Source organism: Pseudarthrobacter cremeus (genome assembly GCF_051857465.1).
Classification (GTDB): Bacteria; Actinomycetota; Actinomycetes; order Actinomycetales; family Micrococcaceae; genus Arthrobacter.
This window is the reverse complement of the sequence record NZ_JBPZHC010000011.1, coordinates 49,245-70,114: the sequence shown is the minus strand read 5'-3', so window position 1 is coordinate 70,114 and position 20,870 is coordinate 49,245. Positions and strand designations below refer to the sequence as shown.

Genomic DNA, 20,870 nt, shown 5'->3' with positions numbered 1-20,870 from the left:
GGCTCCCCTGCAGGAGCCACGGAACCATGCAGGCTACAGAACGTCGGTATCGCCGCTGGCCTTGAGCGCGTCAACCGCACCCTTGACCCGCTGGGCGTGCTGCTTGGTGGTGACCAGCAGGGCATCTCCGGTGTCCACGATGACCACGTCCTTGATGCCGATCAGGGCAATAACGCGCTTGGTGTCCGACACCACCACGCCACTGGCATTTTCCGTGAAGACCCGCGCGCCATCGCCGATGACTGTGACGTCGTCAACTTCGCGTGCACTGTTCAGCCGGCCTACGGAGGCGAAGTCCCCGACGTCGTCCCAACGGAAGGTGCCCGGCACAACCGCGACGTCGCCTGCGGCAGCCGCGGGCTCTGCCACGGCGTAGTCGATGGCGATCTTGGGCAGCGTAGGCCAGACCCTCGCTGTCACTTCATCGCGCAAGGGGGTGTCCCAGGCCTCGGCAATTTCCTGCAGGCCCTTGAACAGCTCCGGCTGGTTGGCCTCAAGGTGCTTGAGCATCAGCGCCACGGGTGCCACAAACATGCCTGCGTTCCAGACATATTCGCCACTGTCCACGTACTGCTGGGCTACTTCTTCGTCAGGCTTCTCCACGAATTCCACCACTGCCTGGGCGGTGGGTGCGCCTTCGATGTTGAGCCCCCGGCCGGCACGGATGTAGCCAAAGCCGGTGGAGGGATGGGTGGGCTTGATGCCGATCGTCACGATCTTGCCGGCAGCTGCCGTGTGGATGGCCTGGCGGACCGCGTCCTGGAAGAGGCTGTCCGGGCTGATGACGTGGTCCGCGGCAAAGGAACCCATGATGGTGTCCGGGTCGCGCTGGTGCAGGATGGCAGCTGCCAGGCCAATGGCGGCGCCGGAATCCTTGGGCTCGCTCTCCAGGATGAGGTCCGATTCCTGAACCTCGGGCAGCTGGCGGCAGACCGCGGCCCGGTGGGCCGTCCCGGTCACTACCAGGACACGCCTGCCGGCCAGGGGCTCGAGGCGGTCGTAGGTGGCGCGCAGCAAAGTGCTGCCAGAACCGGTGAGATCGTGAAGGAACTTGGGAGCGGCGGCTCGTGACAGGGGCCAGAGGCGGGTCCCCACTCCGCCTGCCGGAATCACCGCAATAAAGCGGCTAAGGGCTGAATCCGGGCTTGTCACTTTGTCTGTACTCATCACCGCTACTTTAGCTGACCGGCAGTGAAGTCCCCTTCCGTGAAGCTCCCGGCCCCCGCTAACCGGCCCCAAAATTGTGTCCTTAGTCTCAATTGACGGCAAAACCGGGCATTGCGGGTCACCAAGGAGTTCCTAAATTGAATAAGCTATGAGCGAAGCCTAGATTTAGGCTCTGAGCTACGAGTGCTCTCGCAGCAGGCGTTCCCCCCGCGTGGATCTCATGCCAGCGCCGCTGTGTTGCAGGGAGGTTTATCAGTGCCGACAAAACCAGCTGGCACCTTGTACCGCGGCCGTGAAGGCATGTGGTCCTGGGTAGGACACCGAATTACCGGTGTAGTGATCTTTTTCTTCTTGTTGGTCCACGTGCTGGACACCTCATTAGTGCGTGTATCCCCGGAGGCGTACACCGCTGTGATCGGGGCGTACAAAAACCCGCTGATGGCCCTGGGTGAAACGGGCCTTGTTGCCGCGATTGTTTTCCACGCCTTTAACGGCCTCCGGATCATCGCCGTCGATTTTTGGAAGAAGGGCGCCAAGTACCAGCGCCAGATGCTGTGGACCGTACTGGCCCTTTGGGTGATCGTTATGGTCGGCTTCTCCATCCGCCATCTTTCCCTTGCGCTCGGAGGTCACTAAGCAATGACTGCAACGATTGAAAACCCGCGCAGCGGGAAGACCAGCAGCGGGAAGATTTCGCCCCAGTACCGCCGCAACGGTGCCAACAAGGGCAACTTCGAAATGCTGGCGTGGCTGTTCATGCGCCTCTCCGGCGTGGTCCTGGTTGTGCTGATCTTCGGCCACCTGTTCGTGAACCTCCTGGTGGGCGAAGGCATCCACGCCATCGACTTCGGTTTTGTCGCAGGCAAGTGGGCTGACCCGTTCTGGCAGGTCTGGGACCTGGCCATGCTGTGGCTGGCCATGCTGCACGGCACCAACGGCGTGCGCACCATCATCAACGACTACGCCGAGAAGGATTCCACCCGTCTCTGGCTCAAGATCGTCCTCTACGCGGCCACCACCGTGATCATCGTCCTTGGCACCCTGGTGATCTTCACCTTCAACCCGTGCCCCATGGTTGACGGTGTTCCGCTGCCTGGCGGCTTCTGCCCCGCGTAGCCCCCACACGTCTGTTGCCCGCGGTGGGCCGCGGGCAGTGTTTTGCGGTGCAGGCAACGCCCGCCCGTTGTTTTATTGCGAATTTTGAGAGAAAGAGCGCCAAGTATGCAGGTCCATAAGTACGACGTCGTCATCGTCGGTGCCGGTGGCGCTGGCATGCGCGCCGCGATCGAATCCGGTCAGCGCGCACGAACAGCAGTACTGACCAAGCTCTACCCCACCCGCTCGCACACCGGTGCGGCGCAGGGTGGCATGTGTGCGGCCCTTGCCAATGTCGAGGAAGACAACTGGGAATGGCACACCTTCGACACCATCAAGGGCGGCGACTACCTGGTTGACCAGGACGCTGCCGAAGTCATGGCCAAGGAAGCCATCGACGCCGTGCTGGACCTTGAAAAGATGGGCCTGCCGTTCAACCGCACGCCCGAAGGCCGGATCGACCAGCGCCGCTTCGGCGGGCACACCCGTGACCACGGCAAGGCACCCGTCCGCCGCGCCTGCTATGCAGCAGACCGCACGGGCCACATGATCCTGCAGACCCTGTACCAGAACTGCGTCAAGCACAACGTCGAGTTCTACAACGAGTACTACGTCCTGGACCTGCTGACCGTTGAAGAGGACGCCGTCCGCGAGGACGGAACGCCCTACAAGCAGAAGCGCGTGGCCGGCGTCGTCTCCTATGACCTCGCCTCCGGTGAGCTGCACGTGTTCCAGGCCAAGTCCGTGGTGTTCGCCTCCGGCGGCGCCGGCAAGGTCTTCAAGACCACCTCCAACGCCCACACCCTCACCGGTGACGGCATGGGCATCGCGTTCCGCCGCGGCATCCCGCTGGAGGACATGGAGTTCTTCCAGTTTCACCCGACAGGCCTGGCCGGCCTGGGCATCCTGCTTTCCGAAGCAGCCCGTGGTGAAGGTGCCATCCTGCGTAACTCCGAGGGTGAACGCTTCATGGAGCGCTACGCCCCCACCATCAAGGACCTTGCGCCCCGTGACATCGTGGCGCGTTCCATGGCCAACGAGGTCCGCGAAGGCCGCGGCTGCGGCCCGAACAAGGACTACGTCCTCCTGGACCTGACTCACCTGGAGCCGGCCCACATCGATGCCAAGCTGCCGGACATCACCGAGTTCGCCCGCACCTACCTGGGCGTGGAGCCCTACACCGAGCCGGTCCCCGTCTTCCCGACGGCGCACTACGCCATGGGCGGCATCCCCACCAACATCACCACCGAAGTCCTGCAGGACAACGACACCATCGTCCCGGGCCTCTACGCCGCCGGTGAGGTTGCCTGCGTGTCCGTACACGGTTCCAACCGTCTGGGCACCAACTCCCTGCTGGACATCAACGTGTTCGGCAAGCGCGCCGGCATCGCTGCAGCGGAATACGCCAAGACGGCCGACTTCGTGGAACTCCCCGAGGACCCCGAGGCTTACACCATCGAGCTGCTGAACATTGCCCGCAACGGCACCGGCACCGAGAAAGTGGCCCTGATCCGCAAGGAACTCCAGGACACCATGGATGCCAACATGCAGGTGTTCCGCACGGCGGACACGTTGAACCAGGTGCTCCGGGACATCGAGTCCTTCGAAGCCCGGTACAAGAACATCACCGTCCAGGACAAGGGCAAGCGCTTCAACCTGGATCTGCTCGAAGCCGTTGAGCTCGGGTTCCTGCTGGAGCTGGCCAAGGTCATGACCGTGGCAGCCCTGCACCGTGAGGAGTCCCGCGGCGGCCACTTCCGCGAGGACTTCCCCGAGCGCGACGACGAAAAATTCATGAAGCACTCCATGGCGTACAAGGACCACCACGCCCCGGCGGACGGATCGGCAGAAGCAATCGCCGGAATCCGCCTGGCCACGAAGCCGGTTGTCTTTACCCGCTACGAGCCGATGGTGAGGAAGTACTAAGATGTCAGCCGAACTTGCTGAACCAGCATCCAAGATCGAACTGCCCGCACACGTGGGTGGCGGGGGCGAGATCCCGACGTTTGACGTCACCCTTCGCGTGCGCCGCTACAACCCCGAGGTGTCCGAGGACGCCACCTGGGACGACTTCAAGGTCACCATGTACGGCACCGACCGTGTGCTGGACGCCCTGCACAAGGTCAAGTGGGAAATGGACGGCAGCGTCTCATTCCGCCGCTCCTGCGCCCACGGCGTGTGTGGTTCCGATGCCATGCGCATCAACGGCCGCAACCGCCTTGCCTGCAAGACCCTCCTGAAGGACCTGGACACGTCCAAGCCCATCACGGTTGAGCCGATCAAGGGCCTGCCGGTGGAGAAGGACCTGATCGTGGACATGGAGCCGTTCTTCCAGTCGTTCCGCGAAGTCATGCCGTTCCTGATCAACAAGGGCCACGAGCCCACCAAGGAACGCCTGCAGTCCGCCGAGGACCGTGAACGCTTCGACGACACCACCAAGTGCATCCTCTGTGCCGCGTGCACGTCGTCCTGCCCGGTGTTCTGGACCGACGGCCAGTACTTCGGCCCGGCCGCGATCGTCAACGCACACCGCTTCATCTTTGATTCACGGGATGACGCAGGCGACATGCGCCTGGAGATCCTCAACGACAAGGAAGGCGTGTGGCGCTGCCGCACCACCTTCAACTGCACCGAAGCATGCCCCCGCGGCATCCAGGTCACGCAGGCGATTGCCGAAGTCAAGCAGGCCATTCTCTCCCGCAAGATCTAGTCTTACCGAGCCTGAGCAACGCGGGGTCACTCCGCGCCCGATAAACCGTGTTTATTGGGCGCGGAGTGACCCCGCGTTGCTGTATCTGAAAGGTGCACCATGTCCCGTTCCGAAAAGGTCAGCTTCGAAGGCTCCACCGGCGAGCTCCTGTCCGGCATCATCGATCTGCCGGAGGGCTCCGTCCGGGGATGGGGCGTCTTCTCCCACGGGTTCACCCTGGGCAAGGACAGCCCGTCGGCGTCGCGGATGTGCAAGGCCCTGGCCGACACCGGAATCGGCATGCTCCGCTTCGACAACCTCGGGCTGGGCGGGTCCGCGGGCGAGTGGGCCGCCGGATCGTTCAGCCATAAGGTTGCGGATACCGTCAAAGCCGCAGAATTCATGCGCGCCCAGGGCAAGGCCATCTCCCTGCTGGTGGGCCACTCCTTCGGCGGGGCCGCGGTACTTTCGGCCGCCCGCCAGATCCCGGAGCTCGACGCCGTCGCAACAGTCGGTGCGCCGTTCTCGCCGAAGCACGTGGCCCACGTCTTTGACGCAGCGCTGGACAAGATCCTCAGCGAAGGCAGCGCGGAGGTTAATCTCGGCGGCGGGAAGCGTGTGGAGATCCGAAAGCATTTTGTGGAGGACCTGGAGAATGCCGATCTCACCGACTGCATCCGGCAGCTGCACAAGCCCCTGATGGTGATGCACTCCCCCACGGACAACACCGTAGGCATCGAAAACGCCAGCACCATCTTCCAGACGGCCCGGCACCCCCGGAACTTCGTGTCCCTTGAAGGCAGCGATCACCTGTTGACTGGCAAGGGCCAGGCGGCGCGCGCCGCCCGGATCATTTCTGCCTGGGCCGAGCAATACCTCGACGCCGGGCAGTAGTCACCGGCGTCACCGCAGCGGGACTGCCGGCTGAAGTCACAGGGGCGCCCGCCGAACCGGCGGGCCTGTCCACTGGAACCTTCCCGGGCTGGACCTGGCGGGCGCCCAACAGGGCATTGTCGTGGGCGGGCGCGCTCCTGAGGTCTTCATCGCGGATAGCGGACCAGGCGGCCGCGACCAGGTAGACCTGGCTGACCAAGTTGAACCAGATCAGCAGGCCGATGATGATGGCGAACGGCGCCAGGATGGGGTTCCGCCCCGCCCCGGCCAGCAGTTCGGTGCTGAAGACCTGCAGGGCGGCCGTCCCCACCCCGGCCAGGATGGTGCCTTCCAAAAGCGCACGCCTGGACAGCTTGAGGCCCCCGGCCAGGCGGAACATGATGACCGCCGTCACCCAGTTAAGCGTCAGGGGCACACCGATCTTGATCAGGGTGGTCAGCGGGCCGGCCACAGCCTCGTCCAGCTGAAGGAAATCGGCGACCCAGCCGGCGGCGGTGCCGAAAATGAGGGAAGCTCCGGCGCTGATCACCAGCGCGACGCCCAACAGCAGGAGAGTCCCGGCGTCACGCAGTTTGATGAGGACCGGGTTGATCTTCAGGGGCGGAAGCTGCATTACGCCACGCAGCCCGTTCCGCAGCCCGTCGATCCAGCCCAGCGAGGTGATGACGGTGACCACGGCAGCAATGACAGCGGTCCAGCCCAGCCCGTCCGGGTTCAGCAGGTCCTTGGGGTCCACCAGGCCGTCGCTGCCGCCGACTTTGAGGAGGCCCGGTGCGCTCTGGGCAACGCTGCCAATGATCGTATCCAGAAGGGCCGGCTGACCCCGCAGCACCAGACCTGCGATGGAGAATCCGGTGGCCAGCAGGCCGGTGATGGAAAAGAACATCCGGAACCCGATGCCTGCACTCAACAGCGGGCCGTGCTGGAGGTTGTAGTGCTGCCAGGCGCGCATCGGCCGGAAGGCGTTGAGCCGGGCAAGGAGCCAGGCGAACAACGCCAGCAGCGTTGCCACCGGGCCGCCGTCGGACCTTCTGGCTTTACCCCACGCCATCCGCTTCTGGATGACCGCGAGCTTGAGCCGTGCCTGTTCCGTGGGGAGCGGTGGCTCAGCCGGCGTTGGCGTCTGCGTCCTCGACTGTTTCGGTGCCCCTGGGGCCTTCGTAGTCGTCAGTTTCGGTCCCAAAGTCCAGCTCTTCCCGTAGCTGCCAGATGCCATCGGCATCGTGCTCGTAAAGTCCCATGCTAACCACAGGGAACGTGGCCCTATAGTCCTTCAGCACCGTTTCGGCTTCGTCAAGGCTTTCGGGGGCAACATCGTGGGCAATGGTCACGTGCGGGTGGTACGAAAACGGGAGATCGCGTTCGAGCGGGCCGGTCTGGAGCTTTTCGTGCAGGTCAACGCATTCCCCGAAGCCGTCCTCCACGTTGATAAAGACCACGGGCGAGACCGGACGGAAGGAGCCGGTACCGGCGACGGTGACCATAAAAGGTGCCTGGCGCCGGGCAACACTGCGGACGTGTTCGCGGGTCGCCTCCCAGTCATCGGTGGGCGTAGTGGTCACCAGCGTGATGTGTGCAGGCACAATCCCCGCCATGGGATCCCCGAAGGAGGCCCGCCAGCGCTGGAGTTCTTCAGCGATGGCAGGGGGAAACCCCAGAATGACTCCTACGCTCATTCCCTCGCTGGCTTTACTCACGGCCGGCATTGCTTTAGCGGACTCCCGCCAGGCTCAGGGAAGGCAGGAAGCCCAAGCGGTCATAGACCTTCCCGAGGGTGACCGAGGCGATCTCCCGTGCACGCTCTGCGCCCTGCGCCAGCAGGCGGTCCAGTTCGGCCGGATCCGCCATCAGCTCGTTGGTGCGGTTCCGCAGCGGAGTGATGAACTCAACCATCACCTCGGCGAGGTCCACCTTCAGGTGGCCGTACATCTTGCCTGCGTATTCGGCTTCAAGCTCGGCCACGGACTTGCCGGTCAGCGACGAGTAGATGGTCAGCAGGTTGGACACGCCCGGCTTCTCCTCCGGATCAAACCGGATCTCGGTGCCGGCGTCCGTCACCGCGGACTTGATGCGCTTGGCCGCGATCTTGGGATCCTCCAGCAGCTGGATGGAGCCGCTGGCCTGTTCCCCTGTCTTGGACATCTTGGCGCCGGGATTCTGGAGATCGTAGATCTTGGCGCTTTCCTTGAGGATGGTGGCCTCGGGCACCGTGAACGTCTCGCCGAACCTGGTGTTGAACCGCTGGGCGAGGTTCCGGGTCAGCTCAAGGTGCTGGCGCTGGTCCTCCCCCACCGGCACCAGGTCAGTCTGGTACAGCAGGATGTCCGCGGCCATCAGGGTGGGGTAGGCGAAGAGTCCGAGGGTGGCGGCGTCCGTTCCGGACTTCTGGCTTTTGTCCTTGAACTGCGTCATCCGGGAGGCTTCGCCGAAGCCGGTGATGCAGTTCAGCGCCCACGCCAGCTGGGCATGCTCGGGCACGTGCGACTGGACGAAGAAGATGCTCTTGTCCGGATCAATGCCGGCAGCGATGTACTGGGCCGCCACCACGCGGGTCCGCTTGGTCAGCTCCGCCGGATCGAAGTCCACGGTAATGGCGTGGAGATCGGGGATGAAGAACACGGCGTCGTAGGCGGACTGCATGTCCACCCAGTTGCGGACAGCACCGATGTAGTTGCCCAGGTGGAGGGAGTCTGCCGTGGGCTTGGCGCCGGAAAGGATGCGCTTGCGGCCGGGTGAGGTTGTGCTGGTCATTCGCTTGGAAACCTTAAGGGCTAGAGCCGGTAGTCCACTACCAGCGGGGCATGGTCAGAGAAGCGTGTGTCCCACGATGGCGCCCGGTCCACCACTGCCGAGAAAGCTGCGGCGGCGAGGGCGGGGGTGGCCAGGTGGTAGTCGATGCGCCAGCCGGTGTCGTTGTCGAACGCCTTGCCGCGTTGGGACCACCAGGTGTAGGGACCGTCGACGTCGCCGGCGAGGTTGCGGTGGACGTCGTGCCAGCCGATTTCCTCGCCAAAGAAGCGGTCGAAATACGCGCGTTCTTCGGGCAGGTGGCCGGCCTTCTTGACGTTGCCCTTGGAGTTCCGGATGTCCTTGGGCGTGTGGGCCACGTTGAGGTCGCCGACCACCAAAGCATGATCGCTGTGCTTGGTCAGTTCCGGCAGTCGGGTGCTCATGACGTCGAGGAAGCGGAACTTGTCTTCCTGTTTGGGGGTGCCCACTTCACCGGAGTGCACGTAGGCGCTGGCCACGGAGAGCTGGCTGGCGGTGCCGGAGGCGTCATACACCCGGAAGTCCGCCTCGACCCAGCGTCCTGCGGTGGCGAAGTAGTCATCGCCGATGCCGTTGCGGGTTTCCAGGGGTTCTTCACGGGAGGCAATGGCGACGCCGGCGCGGCCCTTGGCTTCGGCTTCGGCGTGCAGGATATGCCAGCCCTCGCCGAGCAGCTGGCGGACGATTGCGTCAGGGGCGCGTACCTCCTGGAGGCAAAGAATATCGACCCCGCGCGGCTCCAGCCAGGCCGCCATGCCGTTCTTGTAGGCAGCGCGGAGGCCGTTGACGTTGACGGATGCGATGCGAAGGTGGTCCTTCTTCAATGCCGAGCTCACCCGCTCTACTCTAGTCGATGATGGTTCCACTGACCGGGTCGCCGGTGCCGCCGGCGGAGCGGATCATGTCCCGGGCGTTGGTGGCGGTGATCTCGATGGTCTCCAGCGCGCGGCGGATGGTCTCCTGGTCCCCGGCCGCTCCCTTGGCACGTTCCTGCTCCACCACGCGGATCTGCACCTGCACGATCTTGAACGAGTGGTCCAGCTTGAGGTCGCGGACTTCGTCGGCTTCGGTGCGCTCGGACACCACCCGGGTGCCGCCATGGTCGGCAGAGGACGACGACGGCGCACGGCCGGCCGCGCTGTTGAAGGCGTTCTGGGCTTCCGTCAGCTTGGCCCCGGCTTTTTTGGCTGCCTTCTGGATGCTGAAGACCACGAAGGCGGCGAGCGCGAGCCAGAAGCCGGCGATGATCGCGACCACCCAACCGACGACGTCGTTCTGGTTGGCGGCAAAGATCACGGCCACGATGAAGGCGACCACAAAGACCATCATTCCCGGGCCGCTGATCCGCAGCATGGAGAAGCCGCCCTTGGCACGGCCGGACGGGGATTGAGGATTACTCAGAGATCGCATGGGTCCATTGTCTCAAACGCCGCAGGGTGCAATCGCACCTTCCACCCCCGGCGAACAGCTCCCGCCACGCTATTGTGCCTGATCAGGCCGGGGCGTAGCGTGAATCGCGCTAGGGGTGGAAATTCAACTTTCTATCTGAGGACACATCATGAAAAGTCACGGGTTCAGGACAGCCGCGGTCGCCGCAGCCATCGTCTCCCTCATGGGCATCAGCGCCCCCGCCGACGCGAAACAGGGCGGCGACGCCGCCATTCCGCTCAACACGGGCCAGGAAGCCGCGGCAGTCCATACCGGGGCAGGCGGATCCTTCAGCTACACCATCGACGGCGACGAGCTCTGCTACACGCTCTCTGTCCGCGGGCTGTCCGCTCCCGCCACGGCAGCCCATATCCACGTTGCTGCCCGCAACGTAGCCGGCCCGGTTGTTGTTCCGCTGACTGTAGGCGCCGGAACCGACTGGACGGTTGATGCGTGCACCACTCCTGCCGAGGCGGTGCTGTCCGCCATCGAAGCGGACCCGGGCGCCGATTACGTCAATGTGCACAATGCCGACTTCCCTGCCGGGGAGATCCGCGGCCAGCTGAAGTAGATTCCGCTCCGAAAAGTCCGACGGCGGCACGCGCCCCCGCGTAGAAGGTTGCGTGCCGCCGTCGGGCGTTACTGGTCCTGTGTTGGATTCAGGCGGTTCCCGGGCCGCTTTTCTGTGCCAATTGGCGTTCCGCGGCCTCAACCACGTTGGTCATCAGCAGCGCCACGGTCATGGGTCCGACGCCGCCGGGGTTCGGCGAAATCCAGCCCGCCACCTCGGCGGCGGCGGGATCGATGTCGCCGTGGACCCTGCTCTTGCCGGTCCCGGGGTCAGTCTCACGGGTGACGCCGACGTCGAGCAGGGCAGCGCCCGGCTTCACGTCCGCGGCCTTGACGATGTGCTTGACGCCCGCCGCGCCGACAATGACGTCAGCCTGCCGCAACAGCTCCGAGAGGTTTCCGGTGCCGGTGTGCGTGAGCGTGACGGTGGCGTTGACGGCGCGGCGGGTGAGCAGCAGGCCGATGGTGCGCCCGATCGTGACGCCCCGTCCGACCACCACAACGTGCTTGCCCGCGAGGCTGTAGCCGTTGCGCTCCAGCAGCTCGATGACGCCGCGGGGTGTGCACGGCAGCGGCGAGGTGATCTCGCCGCTGACGTTGAGCACCAGCCGGCCAAGGTTGGTCGGGTGGAGGCCGTCGGCGTCCTTGGCGGGGTCGATCCGCTCGAGGATGGCGTCGGTGTCCAGGTGCTTGGGCAGGGGCAGCTGCACAATGTACCCATGGCAGGCGGGGTCCGCATTGAGTTCGTCAATGAGGGCCTCCACCTGGGCCTGGGTGGCATCGGCCGGAAGCTCACGCTGGATCGAGTTCATCCCGATCTCCACCGACTGCTTGTGTTTCATCGACACATACAGCTGCGAGGCAGGATCAGCACCAACGAGGACAGTGGCAATGCCGGGGGTGACTCCGCGGGCCTTCAGTGCAGCAACGCGCTCGGCCAGCTCGGACTTGATGGCGGCAGCGGCTGCCTTGCCGTCAAGGATCTTCGCGGTCTGCGCCATAGACGGGTTCACCACTGCTCGTGCTGCGGGTACAGGGGGAAGTCGGCGGCGAGTTTGTCGACACGTGACTGCAGGGCCTCAACATCCGTGGCGGAGCCGGCCTTCAGCGCGGTGGCGATGATCTCGGCGACTTCGGTGAACTCCTCGGCGCCGAAGCCGCGGGTGGCCAGGGCCGGGGTGCCGATCCGCAGGCCGGAGGTAACCATCGGCGGACGGGGGTCGAAGGGAACGGCGTTGCGGTTCACGGTGATTCCCACGGAGTGCAGGAGGTCCTCGGCCTGCTGGCCGTCCAGCTGCGAGCTGCGCAGGTCCACCAGCACCAGGTGCACATCGGTGCCGCCGGTGAGGACAGAGACGCCTGCTTCGGCGACGTCAGCCTGGTTGAGTCGGTCGGCGATGATCTTCGCGCCTTCCAGGACTCGCTCCTGGCGCTCCTTGAATTCCTCGGTGCCGGCGATTTTGAAGGCCACGGCCTTGGCGGCGATGACGTGCATGAGCGGGCCGCCCTGCTGGCCCGGGAACACGTTGGAGTTGATCTTCTTGGCCCACTCCTGCTTGGCCAGGATGACACCCGAGCGCGGGCCGGCGAGGGTTTTGTGCACAGTGGAGGTCACGACGTCGGAGTGCGGCACCGGGCTCGGGTGCAGGCCTGCTGCAACCAGTCCGGCGAAGTGCGCCATATCGGTCCAGAGCAGGGCGCCCACCTCGTCCGCGATCGAGCGGAAGGCTGCAAAGTCCAGGTGGCGGGGGTAGGCGGACCAGCCGGCGATGATGACCTGGGGCTTCTCGGCAATGGCCTGCTCGCGCAGCTTGTCCATGTCCACGCGGAAGGAGTCCTGCTCCACCTGGTAGGCGGCGACGTTGTACAGCTTGCCGGAGAAGTTCAGCTTCATGCCATGGGTCAGGTGTCCGCCGTGGGCCAGGGAGAGGCCCAGGATCTTGTCCCCGGGGGTGATCATCGCGGATAGCGCGGCGGCGTTGGCCTGTGCACCGGAGTGCGGCTGGACGTTCGCAAACTCGGCGCCGAACAGTGCCTTCACGCGGTCGATGGCCAACTGCTCGGCGATGTCCACGTACTCGCAGCCGCCGTAGTAGCGGCGGCCCGGATAGCCCTCGGCGTACTTGTTGGTCAGGACGGAGCCCTGTGCTTCCATCACGGCGCGCGGGGCGAAGTTTTCGGACGCGATCATTTCCAGGGTGCCGCGCTGGCGGCCAAGTTCCTGGGCGAGGACTGCGGCGATTTCAGGATCAAGCTCGGCCAGCGGCTGATTGCTGACTTCGGCTGTTGTGGTGGCTGTAGAGGTCACGGAAAACTCCTGGCTAGGGATACGGGCACTGCTAAGGTCAGGCTACCGGCTGGCACTGGACACTGTCCCCCTGATGTCAGGGTGCGATGGTGCACAGGACAGTGCTGCGGACCCTGAAGGCCTACAGCTCTTTCCGGCAAGACATGACCCTCGGCCCAGGCGTACGATCCGTGGTCTTCGTGATTGCCGCTCCCTGGTGGTTAGCCACCCAACGCCAGTTGCGACGCCACCAGACTACCAAAAGCGCGCACCCGGCGCGGGTACGCTGGTGTGCGTGAGTGATGCGCAGCTGAACCAAGCCTTTGTAGTGACCCTTTCCTGCCCGGACCGCCCCGGGATCGTCCATGCGGTGGCCGGCGCCCTGCTGGTGGCCGGCGGCAATATTACGGATTCGCAGCAGTACGGCAGCCCCGCCACCGGAAACTTCTTCATGCGCGTGGAGGTGACCACGCCTTCGGGCCGCGCCGAACTCCACGCAGCCCTTGAGCCCGTTGCAGAGGCGTTCGGAATGCAGTGGAGCCTGAACGCCGTGGGCCAGAAGGTGCGGACGCTGCTGATGGCCAGCACGTCCGCGCACTGCCTGAACGACATCCTCTTCCAGCAGCGCTCCGGGACGCTGCCCATCGAGATCCCCGCCATTGTTTCCAACCACCGGGACCTCGCAGGGCTTGCCGGGTTCTACGGCATCCCCTTCCATCACATTCCCGTCACACCGGACACCAAGTCCCAGGCAGAGGACAAGCTTCGCGCCCTCATGGCTGAACATGACATCGAACTGACGGTCCTGGCCCGGTACATGCAGATCATCTCCGATGATCTCTGCGCCGAGCTCACCGGCAAGGCCATCAACATCCACCACTCGTTCCTGCCGTCGTTCAAGGGTGCCCGGCCGTACCACCAGGCCCACGCCCGCGGCGTGAAGCTGATCGGGGCAACAGCCCACTATGTGACTGCGGCCCTGGACGAGGGACCCATCATTGAGCAGGAAGTCATCCGGGTGGACCACGCCCGGACCCCGGAACAGTTTGTCCAGATGGGCCGGGACGTGGAGGGCCGCACCCTGGCCCAGGCTGTCCAGTGGCATGCCGAGCACCGTGTCCTGCTGGACGGCAACCGGACCGTGGTCTTTAACTGACCGACCAGCCAATGGATGGGGGCCAACCGTGGATGCAGGGGCTGAGGCCGGGGCGGAAGAGCCGGCAAGCGAGAGGCGCCTCGCTGACTTCTACAACCGCCGTGCGGCGTCGGGCACGGAACATCCCCCCACCCCGCGGAGGGCCGACGAACGCGACCGTTTCATCAGCCTGCTGAAGGCTGAAGGCCGCCACAGTGTCCTTGAGGTCGGTTCCGGCCCGGGGCTGGACGGCCTGCAGTTCGTCCGGGCGGGCATCCACTACACGGGCGTGGACCTGTCCGAGGAATACGTGCGGCGGGCGAGGGCGAAGGGCCTGGATGTAACGGTCGCCAGCGCCAGGCAGCTTCCCTTCGCTGACGGCGCCTTCCCGGCGGTGTGGACCATGAGCACCTTGTTGCACATCCCCGCCAGTGACATCGACCGGGTCATGCGCGAACTGGTCCGCGTGACGGGACCCAACGCACCCATCGCCGTCGGCCTGTGGTCCGGTGAGGACGAAGAGGTCCTGAACCCGGAGGACGACGCCGGACCCCGCCGGTTTTTCAGCAGGCGGAGCGACGCGACGGTACTCAACGTCTTTGGCCGGCACGGTGCCATCGAGGACTTCGTCTCCTGGCCCGAAGGCGAAGGCGCCGAGTCCGGTCCCGGGGCCGGCCACTGGACGCAGCACTACCAGTTCCTGATCCTCCGCACCCCGGGCTCCCCTCCCCCGCAGTCCCGGCCCGTGTCCTAGGCTGGGCATATGGCTCCCCTTCACAGTTTCGCCGGCAACACTCCGGCCGTCCACGAATCCGCCTTCATCGCCCCCACGGCTTCGATCATCGGCAAGGCAACCCTTGCGGAGGACTCCAGCGCCTTCTACGGCGTGTCAGTCCGGGCTGACACGGCTGCCATCAGCGTGGGCGCGGGCAGCAACCTGCAGGACAACGTGGTGCTGCACGCGGACCCGGGCTTCCCCTGCACCGTCGGGGCGGGCGTCAGCGTGGGGCACGCCGCCGTCGTCCACGGGTGCACCGTGGAAGATGACTGCCTCATCGGCATGGGTGCCACGGTGCTCAACGGCGCGGTGATCGGCAGCGGTTCGCTCGTGGCAGCCGGCGCGGTGGTCCTGGAAGGGACCGTCGTGCCGCCGCGCTCGCTGGTGGCCGGCGTCCCGGCGAAGGTCAGGCGGGAACTCACCGACGAGGAATTCGACGGCGTGAAGCAGAACGCCGCGCGGTATGTGGAACTGGCCCGCGCGCACCGGGAACTGCACGGTTAGTCGCGGATTCCGCTCACCCGACCACGGCCGCAGGAAGACAACTGCGTTAACTTCTTGACTACAAGCGTCAAAATAGGGCAATCTTCTTTTCATGTCCGCCACATCGCGCTCAGCGAGGAGCAAGCCTAAAAATCCCGGGTCCCAGTCCGCCCTCAGGCAACTGAACCAGCAGCGGATCATCGAGACCCTGATGAGCGGCCCGTCCACTCAGGCCGAGCTGGCACGCCAGACCGGACTGTCCACTGCCACCGTCTCCAACATCGTCAAAGTGATGCAGGACTCGGGACTGGCCTCCACCGAACCGATCACCAGCTCGGGCCGCCGGGCCCTGAACGTACGGCTCAACAGCAACGGCGCAGTTGCCGTGGGAATCGACTTCGGCCGGCGCCACCTCCGCGTGGTTCTCGCATCCCTGAGCTACCACGTGATCGCCGAGGAATCAGTGATGCTTCCGCTGGGGCATCAATCGGAGGAGGGCATCCAGGCGGCCGTCGTACTGCTGGACAAACTGCTCAGCGAAAACGCCGTGGAACGCAGCGCCGTGGTGGGCGCCGGCGTTGGAATTCCCGGGCCCATCGACCGCCGGACGGGCACCGTCGCGCAAGGCGCGATCCTGCCCGAATGGGTGGGGATCAACATCCTCCAGCACTTGGAGGACACCCTCCAAATGCCCGTGTTCGTTGACAACGACGCCAATCTGGGCGCCTGGTCCGAAGTGACCTGGGGGCCACACACCGGCGTCAGCAACCTGATGTTCCTCAAGATCGGCTCAGGCATCGGAGCAGGACTGATCCTCAACGGCGCGCCCTACTACGGCCATGTGGGGATCACCGGCGAAATAGGCCACGCGACCATCCACGAACAGGGCCTCGTGTGCCGGTGCGGCAACCGCGGCTGCCTGGAAACCATAGCTTCCACCACCACCATGATCGAACTCCTCAGCCGCGGTGAGGACCGGCCGCTCACGCCCGCCGACATCGTCGCCAAGGCCCTCGCCCGCGACTCGGCAACACTGCGGGTTGTGGATGACGCGGGCCTGGCCGTGGGCAGGGCGCTGGGCAATGTGGCGAACCTGATCAACCCTGAAGTCATCGTGGTGGGCGGGCCCCTGGCAGGGCTGGGTAACGTGCTCCTGGACCCCATCCGGCGCGGGCTGATCCGGCATGCCGTGCCCGTAATCGGCGAGACCACCACACTGACAATGTCCTCGCTGGGGGACCGTGCGGAGGCACTCGGAGCGGCAGCACTGGTATTCCAACACGCCGGGATCCGGCGCATGTAGACCAAGTTGTTATCCGGTAATTGCGTTCAAGACTTGACGACAACCCGTGTGATCAAGTTTACTTTTTCATCAGACGCCCCCGCGCTTTGCTGGGCGGACAAAGAAGTCATGCATTGGAGGCGTAAGGGCAAAATGACGTCCCACACCACGCACACCGACCCGGTCATCCTGGAGATGCGCTCCATCACCAAGGAGTTTCCCGGCGTCAAAGCACTCTCCGAAGTAAGCTTGAGCGTCAAAGCCGGCGAAATCCACGCCATCTGCGGCGAAAACGGCGCCGGCAAGTCCACGCTGATGAAAGTGCTTTCCGGCGTTTACCCCTACGGCACCTACGACGGCGACATCGTCTACCAGGGACAGGTTCAGCAGTTCCGGGATATCCGGGCCAGCGAGCATGCCGGAATCGTGATCATCCACCAGGAGCTGGCACTCATCCCGGAGCTCTCCATCATGGAGAACATCTTCCTGGGCAACGAACCCACCAAGCGCGGCGTTATTGACTGGGCAGAGGCCCGGCTGCGCTCCACCGAGCTGCTGGCCCGGGTGGGCCTGCGCGAGGACCCCGCAACCCCGATCAAGGAAATCGGCGTTGGCAAGCAGCAGCTGGTGGAGATCGCCAAAGCGCTGAACAAGTCAGTCAAGATCCTGATCCTGGACGAACCCACGGCGGCGCTGAACGAGTCGGACTCACAGCATCTGCTGGATCTGATGCTGGGCCTCAAGGGCAAGGGCATCACCTCGATCATCATTTCGCACAAGCTGAACGAGATCGAGCAGATCGCCGACTCCATCACGATCATCCGTGACGGAAAGTCAATCGAAACCCTGGATGTCAAGGCCGACGGCGTTGACGAGGACCGCATCATCAAAGGCATGGTGGGACGGGCGTTGGAGTCCCGCTTCCCGGACCACACGCCCAAGATCGGCGAAGTGTTCTTCGAGGTCAAAAACTGGAACGTGGCACACCCGCAGATCCAGGACCGGATGATCTGCAAGAACTCGAACTTCTTCGTACGGCGCGGGGAGATTGTGGGATTCGCAGGGCTCATGGGGGCAGGCCGCACCGAGCTGGCCCGTTCCGTCTTTGGCCGGTCCTACGGCCACTTTGTCTCCGGACAGATCTACATGCATGGCAAGGAAGTGACACTCAAAAATGTTCACCAAGCCATCGACGCCGGCCTCGGCTACGTCACCGAAGACCGGAAATCCCTGGGCCTGAACCTGCTCGACGACATCAAAACCACCACGGTCTCGGCGAACCTGGAGAAGATCAGCAAGCGCAGCGTCGTGGACACCAACAAGGAGTTTGAAGTCGCTGAGCAGTACCGGAAGTCACTTCGGACAAAGGCTCCGTCCGTGGAGGAAGGGGTAGCCAAGCTGTCCGGCGGGAACCAGCAAAAGGTTGTCCTGGCCAAGTGGATGTTCACGGACCCGGAACTGCTGATCCTGGACGAACCCACCCGCGGCATCGATGTCGGAGCCAAGTACGAGATCTACGGCATCATCCAGCAACTCGCCAACCAGGGTAAGGGCGTGATTGTGATTTCCTCCGAGCTGCCTGAACTGCTCGGGCTCTCCGACCGGATCTACACCATCTTCGAGGGCGCCATCACCGGCGTGCTCGACAAAGAGGAAGCGAGCCAGGAAAGCCTGATGAAGCTCATGACCTCCGCCCGCAAAGCCGCCGCCTAATCCTCTGGAGCCTTCCAGAACCTTCCAGATACGAGGACCGAAAATAATGAACGCGCTCAAGAAACTCTTCGGCGGTGACACCCGCCAGTTCGGGATGATCTTTGCCTTGGTGGCTCTGATAGTTCTCTTCCAGTGGCTCACAGGCGGCATCACGCTCACCCCGGGCAACGTCATCAACCTCTTCAACGGCAACTCCTACATCCTCATCCTCGCCATCGGCATGGTGCTGGTCATCATCGCCGGCCACATCGACCTTTCGGTTGGCTCAGTGGCTGCCTTCGTGGGGATGGTGGTGGCCATCGCCATGCGCGACTGGGGCATCCCCTGGTTCCTGGCCATCCTGCTGGGCCTGGGCCTCGGCGCCCTCATCGGGGCATGGCACGGCTGGTGGACTGCGTATGTGGGGATCCCGGCATTCATCGTGACCCTGGCAGGCATGCTGATCTTCCGCGGGGCCCAGCAGTTTGTAGGCCAGTCCAACTCCATTCCGGTCCCGCGCGAGTTCCAGTACATCGGTGCCGGCTATCTCCCCGAGATCGGGCCGAGCACCGGTTACAACAACCTGACACTGCTCCTGGGCCTCGCCGGCGTCGCCTTCGTTATCTACAGCGAACTCCGCCGCCGCCGCACCGCGAAGGCCCTCGGAGCTGAAGTTTCCGAAACCTGGGTGATGATCCTGCGGCTGGTCCTGATCTGCGGCGCAATTCTCTTCGCCACGTACCTGTTCGCCACCGGCCGCCCCGGCACGTCCTTCCCGATCCCGGGCCTGATTCTTGCGGTGATGGTTCTGATCTACGGCTTTGTCTCCTCCAAGACGGTGGTCGGCCGGCACATCTACGCCGTCGGTGGCAACCGCCACGCGGCGGAACTCTCCGGCGTGAAGTCAAAGAAGATCAACTTCCTGGTCATGATGAACATGTCCATCATCGCCGGGCTCGCCGGCATGATCTTCGTGGCCCGGTCCACCTCCGCAGGCCCCTCGGACGGCACCGGCTGGGAACTCGACGCCATCGCCGCAGTCTTCATCGGCGGCGCCGCTGTGACCGGCGGTGTGGGTACCGTCATCGGCTCCATTGTTGGAGGCCTGGTCATGGCCGTGCTGAACAACGGCCTGCAGCTCCTCAGCGTCGGCGCCGACTGGCAGTCGATGATCAAAGGCCTGGTGCTCCTGGTAGCCGTAGCCATCGACGTCTACAACAAGTCGCAGGGACGGGCATCGATCATCGGGCTGATGATGAAGAACTTCCGCACATCCAGCGGGGCGGGCTCCCCGCTGCAGCCGGACGAGGTCACCTCCACTAAAGAGACCATTTCCCGGGATGCCTGAGCTGTTCAGGTTCCGGAACAAAACCCCTAAAAAGAAAGTGGACCAAGAAATGCGAATGATTGGTAAAGCAGGAAAGGCAGCAGCGATAGCTGCGATCGCGGCATTGGCGCTGACGGCCTGCGGACGGGCCGAGCCCGGCGCCACCGGCACCAGCGGTGGAACGGGCGGCTTCGCACAGGACTCCGCCATCGGCGTCGCACTTCCCAAGAAGACCAGTGAAAACTGGGTCCTGGCGGAAAAGCTGTTCAATGACGGCCTCTCCAGCGCAGGCTTCAAACCCACAGTCCAGTTCGCCAACAACGGCGTTGCTGAGCAGCAGAACCAGATCAGTGCAATGATCTCCAAGGGCGCGAAGGTCATCATCGTCGGCGCCCTGGATGGCTCGCAGCTGGGTACCCAGCTGCAGCAGGCCAAGGATGCAGGCGCCACCATCATCGCCTACGACCGTCTCCTGCTGAACACCCCCAACGTGGACTACTACGTGGCCTACGACAACTTCAAGGTGGGCGTGCTCCAGGGCCAGGCCCTGCTGGACGGGATGAAGGCCAAGAAGCCGGCCGGACCGTACAACATTGAACTGCTGGCGGGTTCCCCGGATGACGCCAACGCGAAGGTCTTCTTCGACGGCGCCATGAGCATCCTGAAGCCAAAGATCGACGACGGAACGGTGAAGGTGCTGTCCGGCCAGACGACGTTCGAGAAGGCCGTCACGCAGGACTGGAAGGCTGAGAACGCCCAGCGCCGGATGGATACCCTCCTGACCGGTTCCTACGGGTCAGCCTCCCTGGACGGCGTTCTTTCGCCGAATGACACCCTGGCCCGGGCCGCCATCACCTCTGTCAAGGCTGCCGGCAAGCCGATCCCGGTCATCACCGGACAGGACTCCGAAGTTGAGTCCGTGAAGTCCATCATCGCCGGCGAGCAGTACTCCACCATCAACAAGGACACCCGCAAGCTCGTTGAGCACGCCATTGTCATGGTCAAGGATCTCCAGGCCGGCAAGAAGCCTGAGGTCAACGACGACAAGTCCTACAACAACACGGTGAAGACCGTACCCGCCTATCTGCTGCCGCCGGTCATCGTGACCGCCGCCAACGTGAAGACGGCCTACGTGGACGATCCGGTACTTGGCCCGCTGACCAAGTAACACCCTGCTTCCCCAGAATGCCCCCGGCTCCGCACAGGATCCGGGGGCATTCTGCTGTTTCCAGCGCTCTGGCACTCCCTGCCAACTTTCACCCGACGCTCTGGCA

At 64.2% G+C, this 20,870-nt stretch carries 21 protein-coding genes and 1 riboswitch; of the genes, 13 read left to right on the top strand and 8 right to left on the bottom strand.

The window, feature by feature from the left end:
* Window positions 1-33 precede the first annotated feature (33 nt).
* On the bottom strand, window positions 34-1,167 hold the full coding sequence (locus ACS5PJ_RS18465; RefSeq protein ID WP_439436321.1) for a mannose-1-phosphate guanylyltransferase: 1,134 nt from the start codon (window positions 1,165-1,167) through the stop codon (window positions 34-36).
* A 255-nt stretch (window positions 1,168-1,422) separates the two neighbouring features.
* Between ACS5PJ_RS18465 and sdhC the strand changes: the two genes are divergently transcribed.
* From sdhC to ACS5PJ_RS18440, 5 genes are all read left to right on the top strand, one after another.
* Window positions 1,423-1,803, top strand: a complete 381-nt coding sequence (sdhC, locus tag ACS5PJ_RS18460; RefSeq protein ID WP_427173883.1) for a succinate dehydrogenase, cytochrome b556 subunit — start codon at window positions 1,423-1,425, stop codon at window positions 1,801-1,803.
* Window positions 1,804-1,806: 3 nt separating this feature from the next.
* On the top strand, window positions 1,807-2,283 hold the full coding sequence (locus tag ACS5PJ_RS18455) for a succinate dehydrogenase hydrophobic membrane anchor subunit (protein WP_439436320.1): 477 nt from the start codon (window positions 1,807-1,809) through the stop codon (window positions 2,281-2,283).
* Between the two features lie 105 nt (window positions 2,284-2,388).
* Complete coding sequence (sdhA, locus tag ACS5PJ_RS18450; protein WP_439436319.1) at window positions 2,389-4,188, top strand: succinate dehydrogenase flavoprotein subunit; 1,800 nt, start codon at window positions 2,389-2,391, stop codon at window positions 4,186-4,188.
* A 1-nt stretch (window position 4,189) separates the two neighbouring features.
* Window positions 4,190-4,972 (top strand): succinate dehydrogenase iron-sulfur subunit, encoded by a 783-nt coding sequence (locus ACS5PJ_RS18445; protein ID WP_439436318.1) that lies wholly within the window; start codon window positions 4,190-4,192, stop codon window positions 4,970-4,972.
* Window positions 4,973-5,071: 99 nt separating this feature from the next.
* A complete protein-coding gene (locus tag ACS5PJ_RS18440) occupies window positions 5,072-5,845 on the top strand; it encodes an alpha/beta hydrolase family protein (RefSeq protein WP_439436317.1) in 774 nt (257 codons plus the stop codon).
* On the opposite strand, the gene ACS5PJ_RS18435 is transcribed toward ACS5PJ_RS18440, so the two are convergent.
* Genes ACS5PJ_RS18435 through ACS5PJ_RS18415 form a run of 5 tightly spaced genes read right to left on the bottom strand, consistent with a single transcriptional unit; the run spans window position 5,802 to window position 10,024 of the window.
* Window positions 5,802-6,896 carry a YihY/virulence factor BrkB family protein gene (locus tag ACS5PJ_RS18435; protein ID WP_439436316.1) on the bottom strand — a complete coding sequence of 365 codons (1,095 nt, stop codon included), beginning with the start codon at window positions 6,894-6,896 and terminating at the stop codon, window positions 5,802-5,804. The genes ACS5PJ_RS18440 and ACS5PJ_RS18435 overlap by 44 nt on opposite strands.
* A gap of 55 nt (window positions 6,897-6,951) precedes the next feature.
* Window positions 6,952-7,551 (bottom strand): 2'-5' RNA ligase family protein, encoded by a 600-nt coding sequence (locus ACS5PJ_RS18430; protein WP_439436315.1) that lies wholly within the window; start codon window positions 7,549-7,551, stop codon window positions 6,952-6,954.
* A 4-nt stretch (window positions 7,552-7,555) separates the two neighbouring features.
* Entirely contained in the window at window positions 7,556-8,596 is a 1,041-nt protein-coding gene (trpS, locus tag ACS5PJ_RS18425) for a tryptophan--tRNA ligase (RefSeq protein WP_439436314.1), read from the bottom strand.
* A 20-nt stretch (window positions 8,597-8,616) separates the two neighbouring features.
* Window positions 8,617-9,450, bottom strand: coding sequence for an exodeoxyribonuclease III (locus tag ACS5PJ_RS18420; protein ID WP_439436313.1), 834 nt, complete (start codon window positions 9,448-9,450; stop codon window positions 8,617-8,619).
* A gap of 10 nt (window positions 9,451-9,460) precedes the next feature.
* A complete protein-coding gene (locus tag ACS5PJ_RS18415; RefSeq protein WP_439436312.1) occupies window positions 9,461-10,024 on the bottom strand; it encodes a hypothetical protein in 564 nt (187 codons plus the stop codon).
* Between the two features lie 148 nt (window positions 10,025-10,172).
* On the opposite strand from ACS5PJ_RS18415, the gene ACS5PJ_RS18410 reads away from it, so the two are divergent.
* Window positions 10,173-10,613, top strand: coding sequence for a CHRD domain-containing protein (locus ACS5PJ_RS18410; RefSeq protein ID WP_439436311.1), 441 nt, complete (start codon window positions 10,173-10,175; stop codon window positions 10,611-10,613).
* A gap of 88 nt (window positions 10,614-10,701) precedes the next feature.
* Here the strand turns inward: ACS5PJ_RS18410 and ACS5PJ_RS18405 are convergent, their stop codons facing one another.
* Window positions 10,702-11,613 carry a bifunctional methylenetetrahydrofolate dehydrogenase/methenyltetrahydrofolate cyclohydrolase gene (locus ACS5PJ_RS18405; RefSeq protein WP_439436310.1) on the bottom strand — a complete coding sequence of 304 codons (912 nt, stop codon included), beginning with the start codon at window positions 11,611-11,613 and terminating at the stop codon, window positions 10,702-10,704.
* An 8-nt stretch (window positions 11,614-11,621) separates the two neighbouring features.
* A complete protein-coding gene (glyA, locus tag ACS5PJ_RS18400; protein ID WP_439436309.1) occupies window positions 11,622-12,920 on the bottom strand; it encodes a serine hydroxymethyltransferase in 1,299 nt (432 codons plus the stop codon).
* Window positions 12,921-13,066: 146 nt separating this feature from the next.
* Window positions 13,067-13,152: riboswitch (ZMP/ZTP riboswitch) on the bottom strand.
* A gap of 42 nt (window positions 13,153-13,194) precedes the next feature.
* Here glyA and purU point away from each other — a divergent pair.
* The 7 genes from purU to ACS5PJ_RS18365 all read left to right on the top strand — a co-directional run bounded on the left by purU (window position 13,195) and on the right by ACS5PJ_RS18365 (window position 20,764).
* On the top strand, window positions 13,195-14,055 hold the full coding sequence (gene purU / locus ACS5PJ_RS18395) for a formyltetrahydrofolate deformylase (protein ID WP_439436308.1): 861 nt from the start codon (window positions 13,195-13,197) through the stop codon (window positions 14,053-14,055).
* 28 nt (window positions 14,056-14,083) lie between these two features.
* Complete coding sequence (locus tag ACS5PJ_RS18390) at window positions 14,084-14,788, top strand: class I SAM-dependent methyltransferase (RefSeq protein WP_439436307.1); 705 nt, start codon at window positions 14,084-14,086, stop codon at window positions 14,786-14,788.
* A gap of 9 nt (window positions 14,789-14,797) precedes the next feature.
* Window positions 14,798-15,316 (top strand): gamma carbonic anhydrase family protein, encoded by a 519-nt coding sequence (locus ACS5PJ_RS18385; RefSeq protein ID WP_439436306.1) that lies wholly within the window; start codon window positions 14,798-14,800, stop codon window positions 15,314-15,316.
* Window positions 15,317-15,407: 91 nt separating this feature from the next.
* The gene (locus ACS5PJ_RS18380) at window positions 15,408-16,598 is read left to right on the top strand and encodes an ROK family transcriptional regulator (protein WP_439436305.1); all 1,191 of its coding nucleotides are present in this window, start codon (window positions 15,408-15,410) and stop codon (window positions 16,596-16,598) included.
* Window positions 16,599-16,730: 132 nt separating this feature from the next.
* Window positions 16,731-18,290 carry a multiple monosaccharide ABC transporter ATP-binding protein gene (gene mmsA / locus ACS5PJ_RS18375; protein WP_439436304.1) on the top strand — a complete coding sequence of 520 codons (1,560 nt, stop codon included), beginning with the start codon at window positions 16,731-16,733 and terminating at the stop codon, window positions 18,288-18,290.
* A 46-nt stretch (window positions 18,291-18,336) separates the two neighbouring features.
* Window positions 18,337-19,617, top strand: a complete 1,281-nt coding sequence (gene mmsB, locus ACS5PJ_RS18370) for a multiple monosaccharide ABC transporter permease (protein WP_439436303.1) — start codon at window positions 18,337-18,339, stop codon at window positions 19,615-19,617.
* A gap of 49 nt (window positions 19,618-19,666) precedes the next feature.
* Window positions 19,667-20,764, top strand: coding sequence for a substrate-binding domain-containing protein (locus ACS5PJ_RS18365; RefSeq protein ID WP_354146992.1), 1,098 nt, complete (start codon window positions 19,667-19,669; stop codon window positions 20,762-20,764).
* The last annotated feature ends 106 nt before the right edge of the window (window positions 20,765-20,870 follow it).

Excerpts from the sequence above, each read along its gene's own strand:
- ACS5PJ_RS18445 (WP_439436318.1), top strand. The coding sequence starts at position 4,190 with ATGTCAGCCGAACTTGCTGAACCAGCATCCAAGATCGAACTGCCCGCA.
- ACS5PJ_RS18465 (WP_439436321.1), bottom strand. The coding sequence starts at position 1,167 with ATGAGTACAGACAAAGTGACAAGCCCGGATTCAGCCCTTAGCCGCTTT.
- mmsB (WP_439436303.1), top strand. The coding sequence starts at position 18,337 with ATGAACGCGCTCAAGAAACTCTTCGGCGGTGACACCCGCCAGTTCGGG.
- ACS5PJ_RS18405 (WP_439436310.1), bottom strand. The coding sequence starts at position 11,613 with ATGGCGCAGACCGCGAAGATCCTTGACGGCAAGGCAGCCGCTGCCGCC.
- ACS5PJ_RS18440 (WP_439436317.1), top strand. The coding sequence starts at position 5,072 with ATGTCCCGTTCCGAAAAGGTCAGCTTCGAAGGCTCCACCGGCGAGCTC.
- ACS5PJ_RS18455 (WP_439436320.1), top strand. The coding sequence starts at position 1,807 with ATGACTGCAACGATTGAAAACCCGCGCAGCGGGAAGACCAGCAGCGGG.
- mmsA (WP_439436304.1), top strand. The coding sequence starts at position 16,731 with ATGACGTCCCACACCACGCACACCGACCCGGTCATCCTGGAGATGCGC.
- sdhA (WP_439436319.1), top strand. The coding sequence starts at position 2,389 with ATGCAGGTCCATAAGTACGACGTCGTCATCGTCGGTGCCGGTGGCGCT.
- ACS5PJ_RS18415 (WP_439436312.1), bottom strand. The coding sequence starts at position 10,024 with ATGCGATCTCTGAGTAATCCTCAATCCCCGTCCGGCCGTGCCAAGGGC.
- ACS5PJ_RS18410 (WP_439436311.1), top strand. The coding sequence starts at position 10,173 with ATGAAAAGTCACGGGTTCAGGACAGCCGCGGTCGCCGCAGCCATCGTC.
- ACS5PJ_RS18430 (WP_439436315.1), bottom strand. The coding sequence starts at position 7,551 with ATGCCGGCCGTGAGTAAAGCCAGCGAGGGAATGAGCGTAGGAGTCATT.
- ACS5PJ_RS18435 (WP_439436316.1), bottom strand. The coding sequence starts at position 6,896 with ATGGCGTGGGGTAAAGCCAGAAGGTCCGACGGCGGCCCGGTGGCAACG.
- ACS5PJ_RS18380 (WP_439436305.1), top strand. The coding sequence starts at position 15,408 with ATGTCCGCCACATCGCGCTCAGCGAGGAGCAAGCCTAAAAATCCCGGG.
- trpS (WP_439436314.1), bottom strand. The coding sequence starts at position 8,596 with ATGACCAGCACAACCTCACCCGGCCGCAAGCGCATCCTTTCCGGCGCC.
- ACS5PJ_RS18385 (WP_439436306.1), top strand. The coding sequence starts at position 14,798 with ATGGCTCCCCTTCACAGTTTCGCCGGCAACACTCCGGCCGTCCACGAA.
- ACS5PJ_RS18365 (WP_354146992.1), top strand. The coding sequence starts at position 19,667 with ATGCGAATGATTGGTAAAGCAGGAAAGGCAGCAGCGATAGCTGCGATC.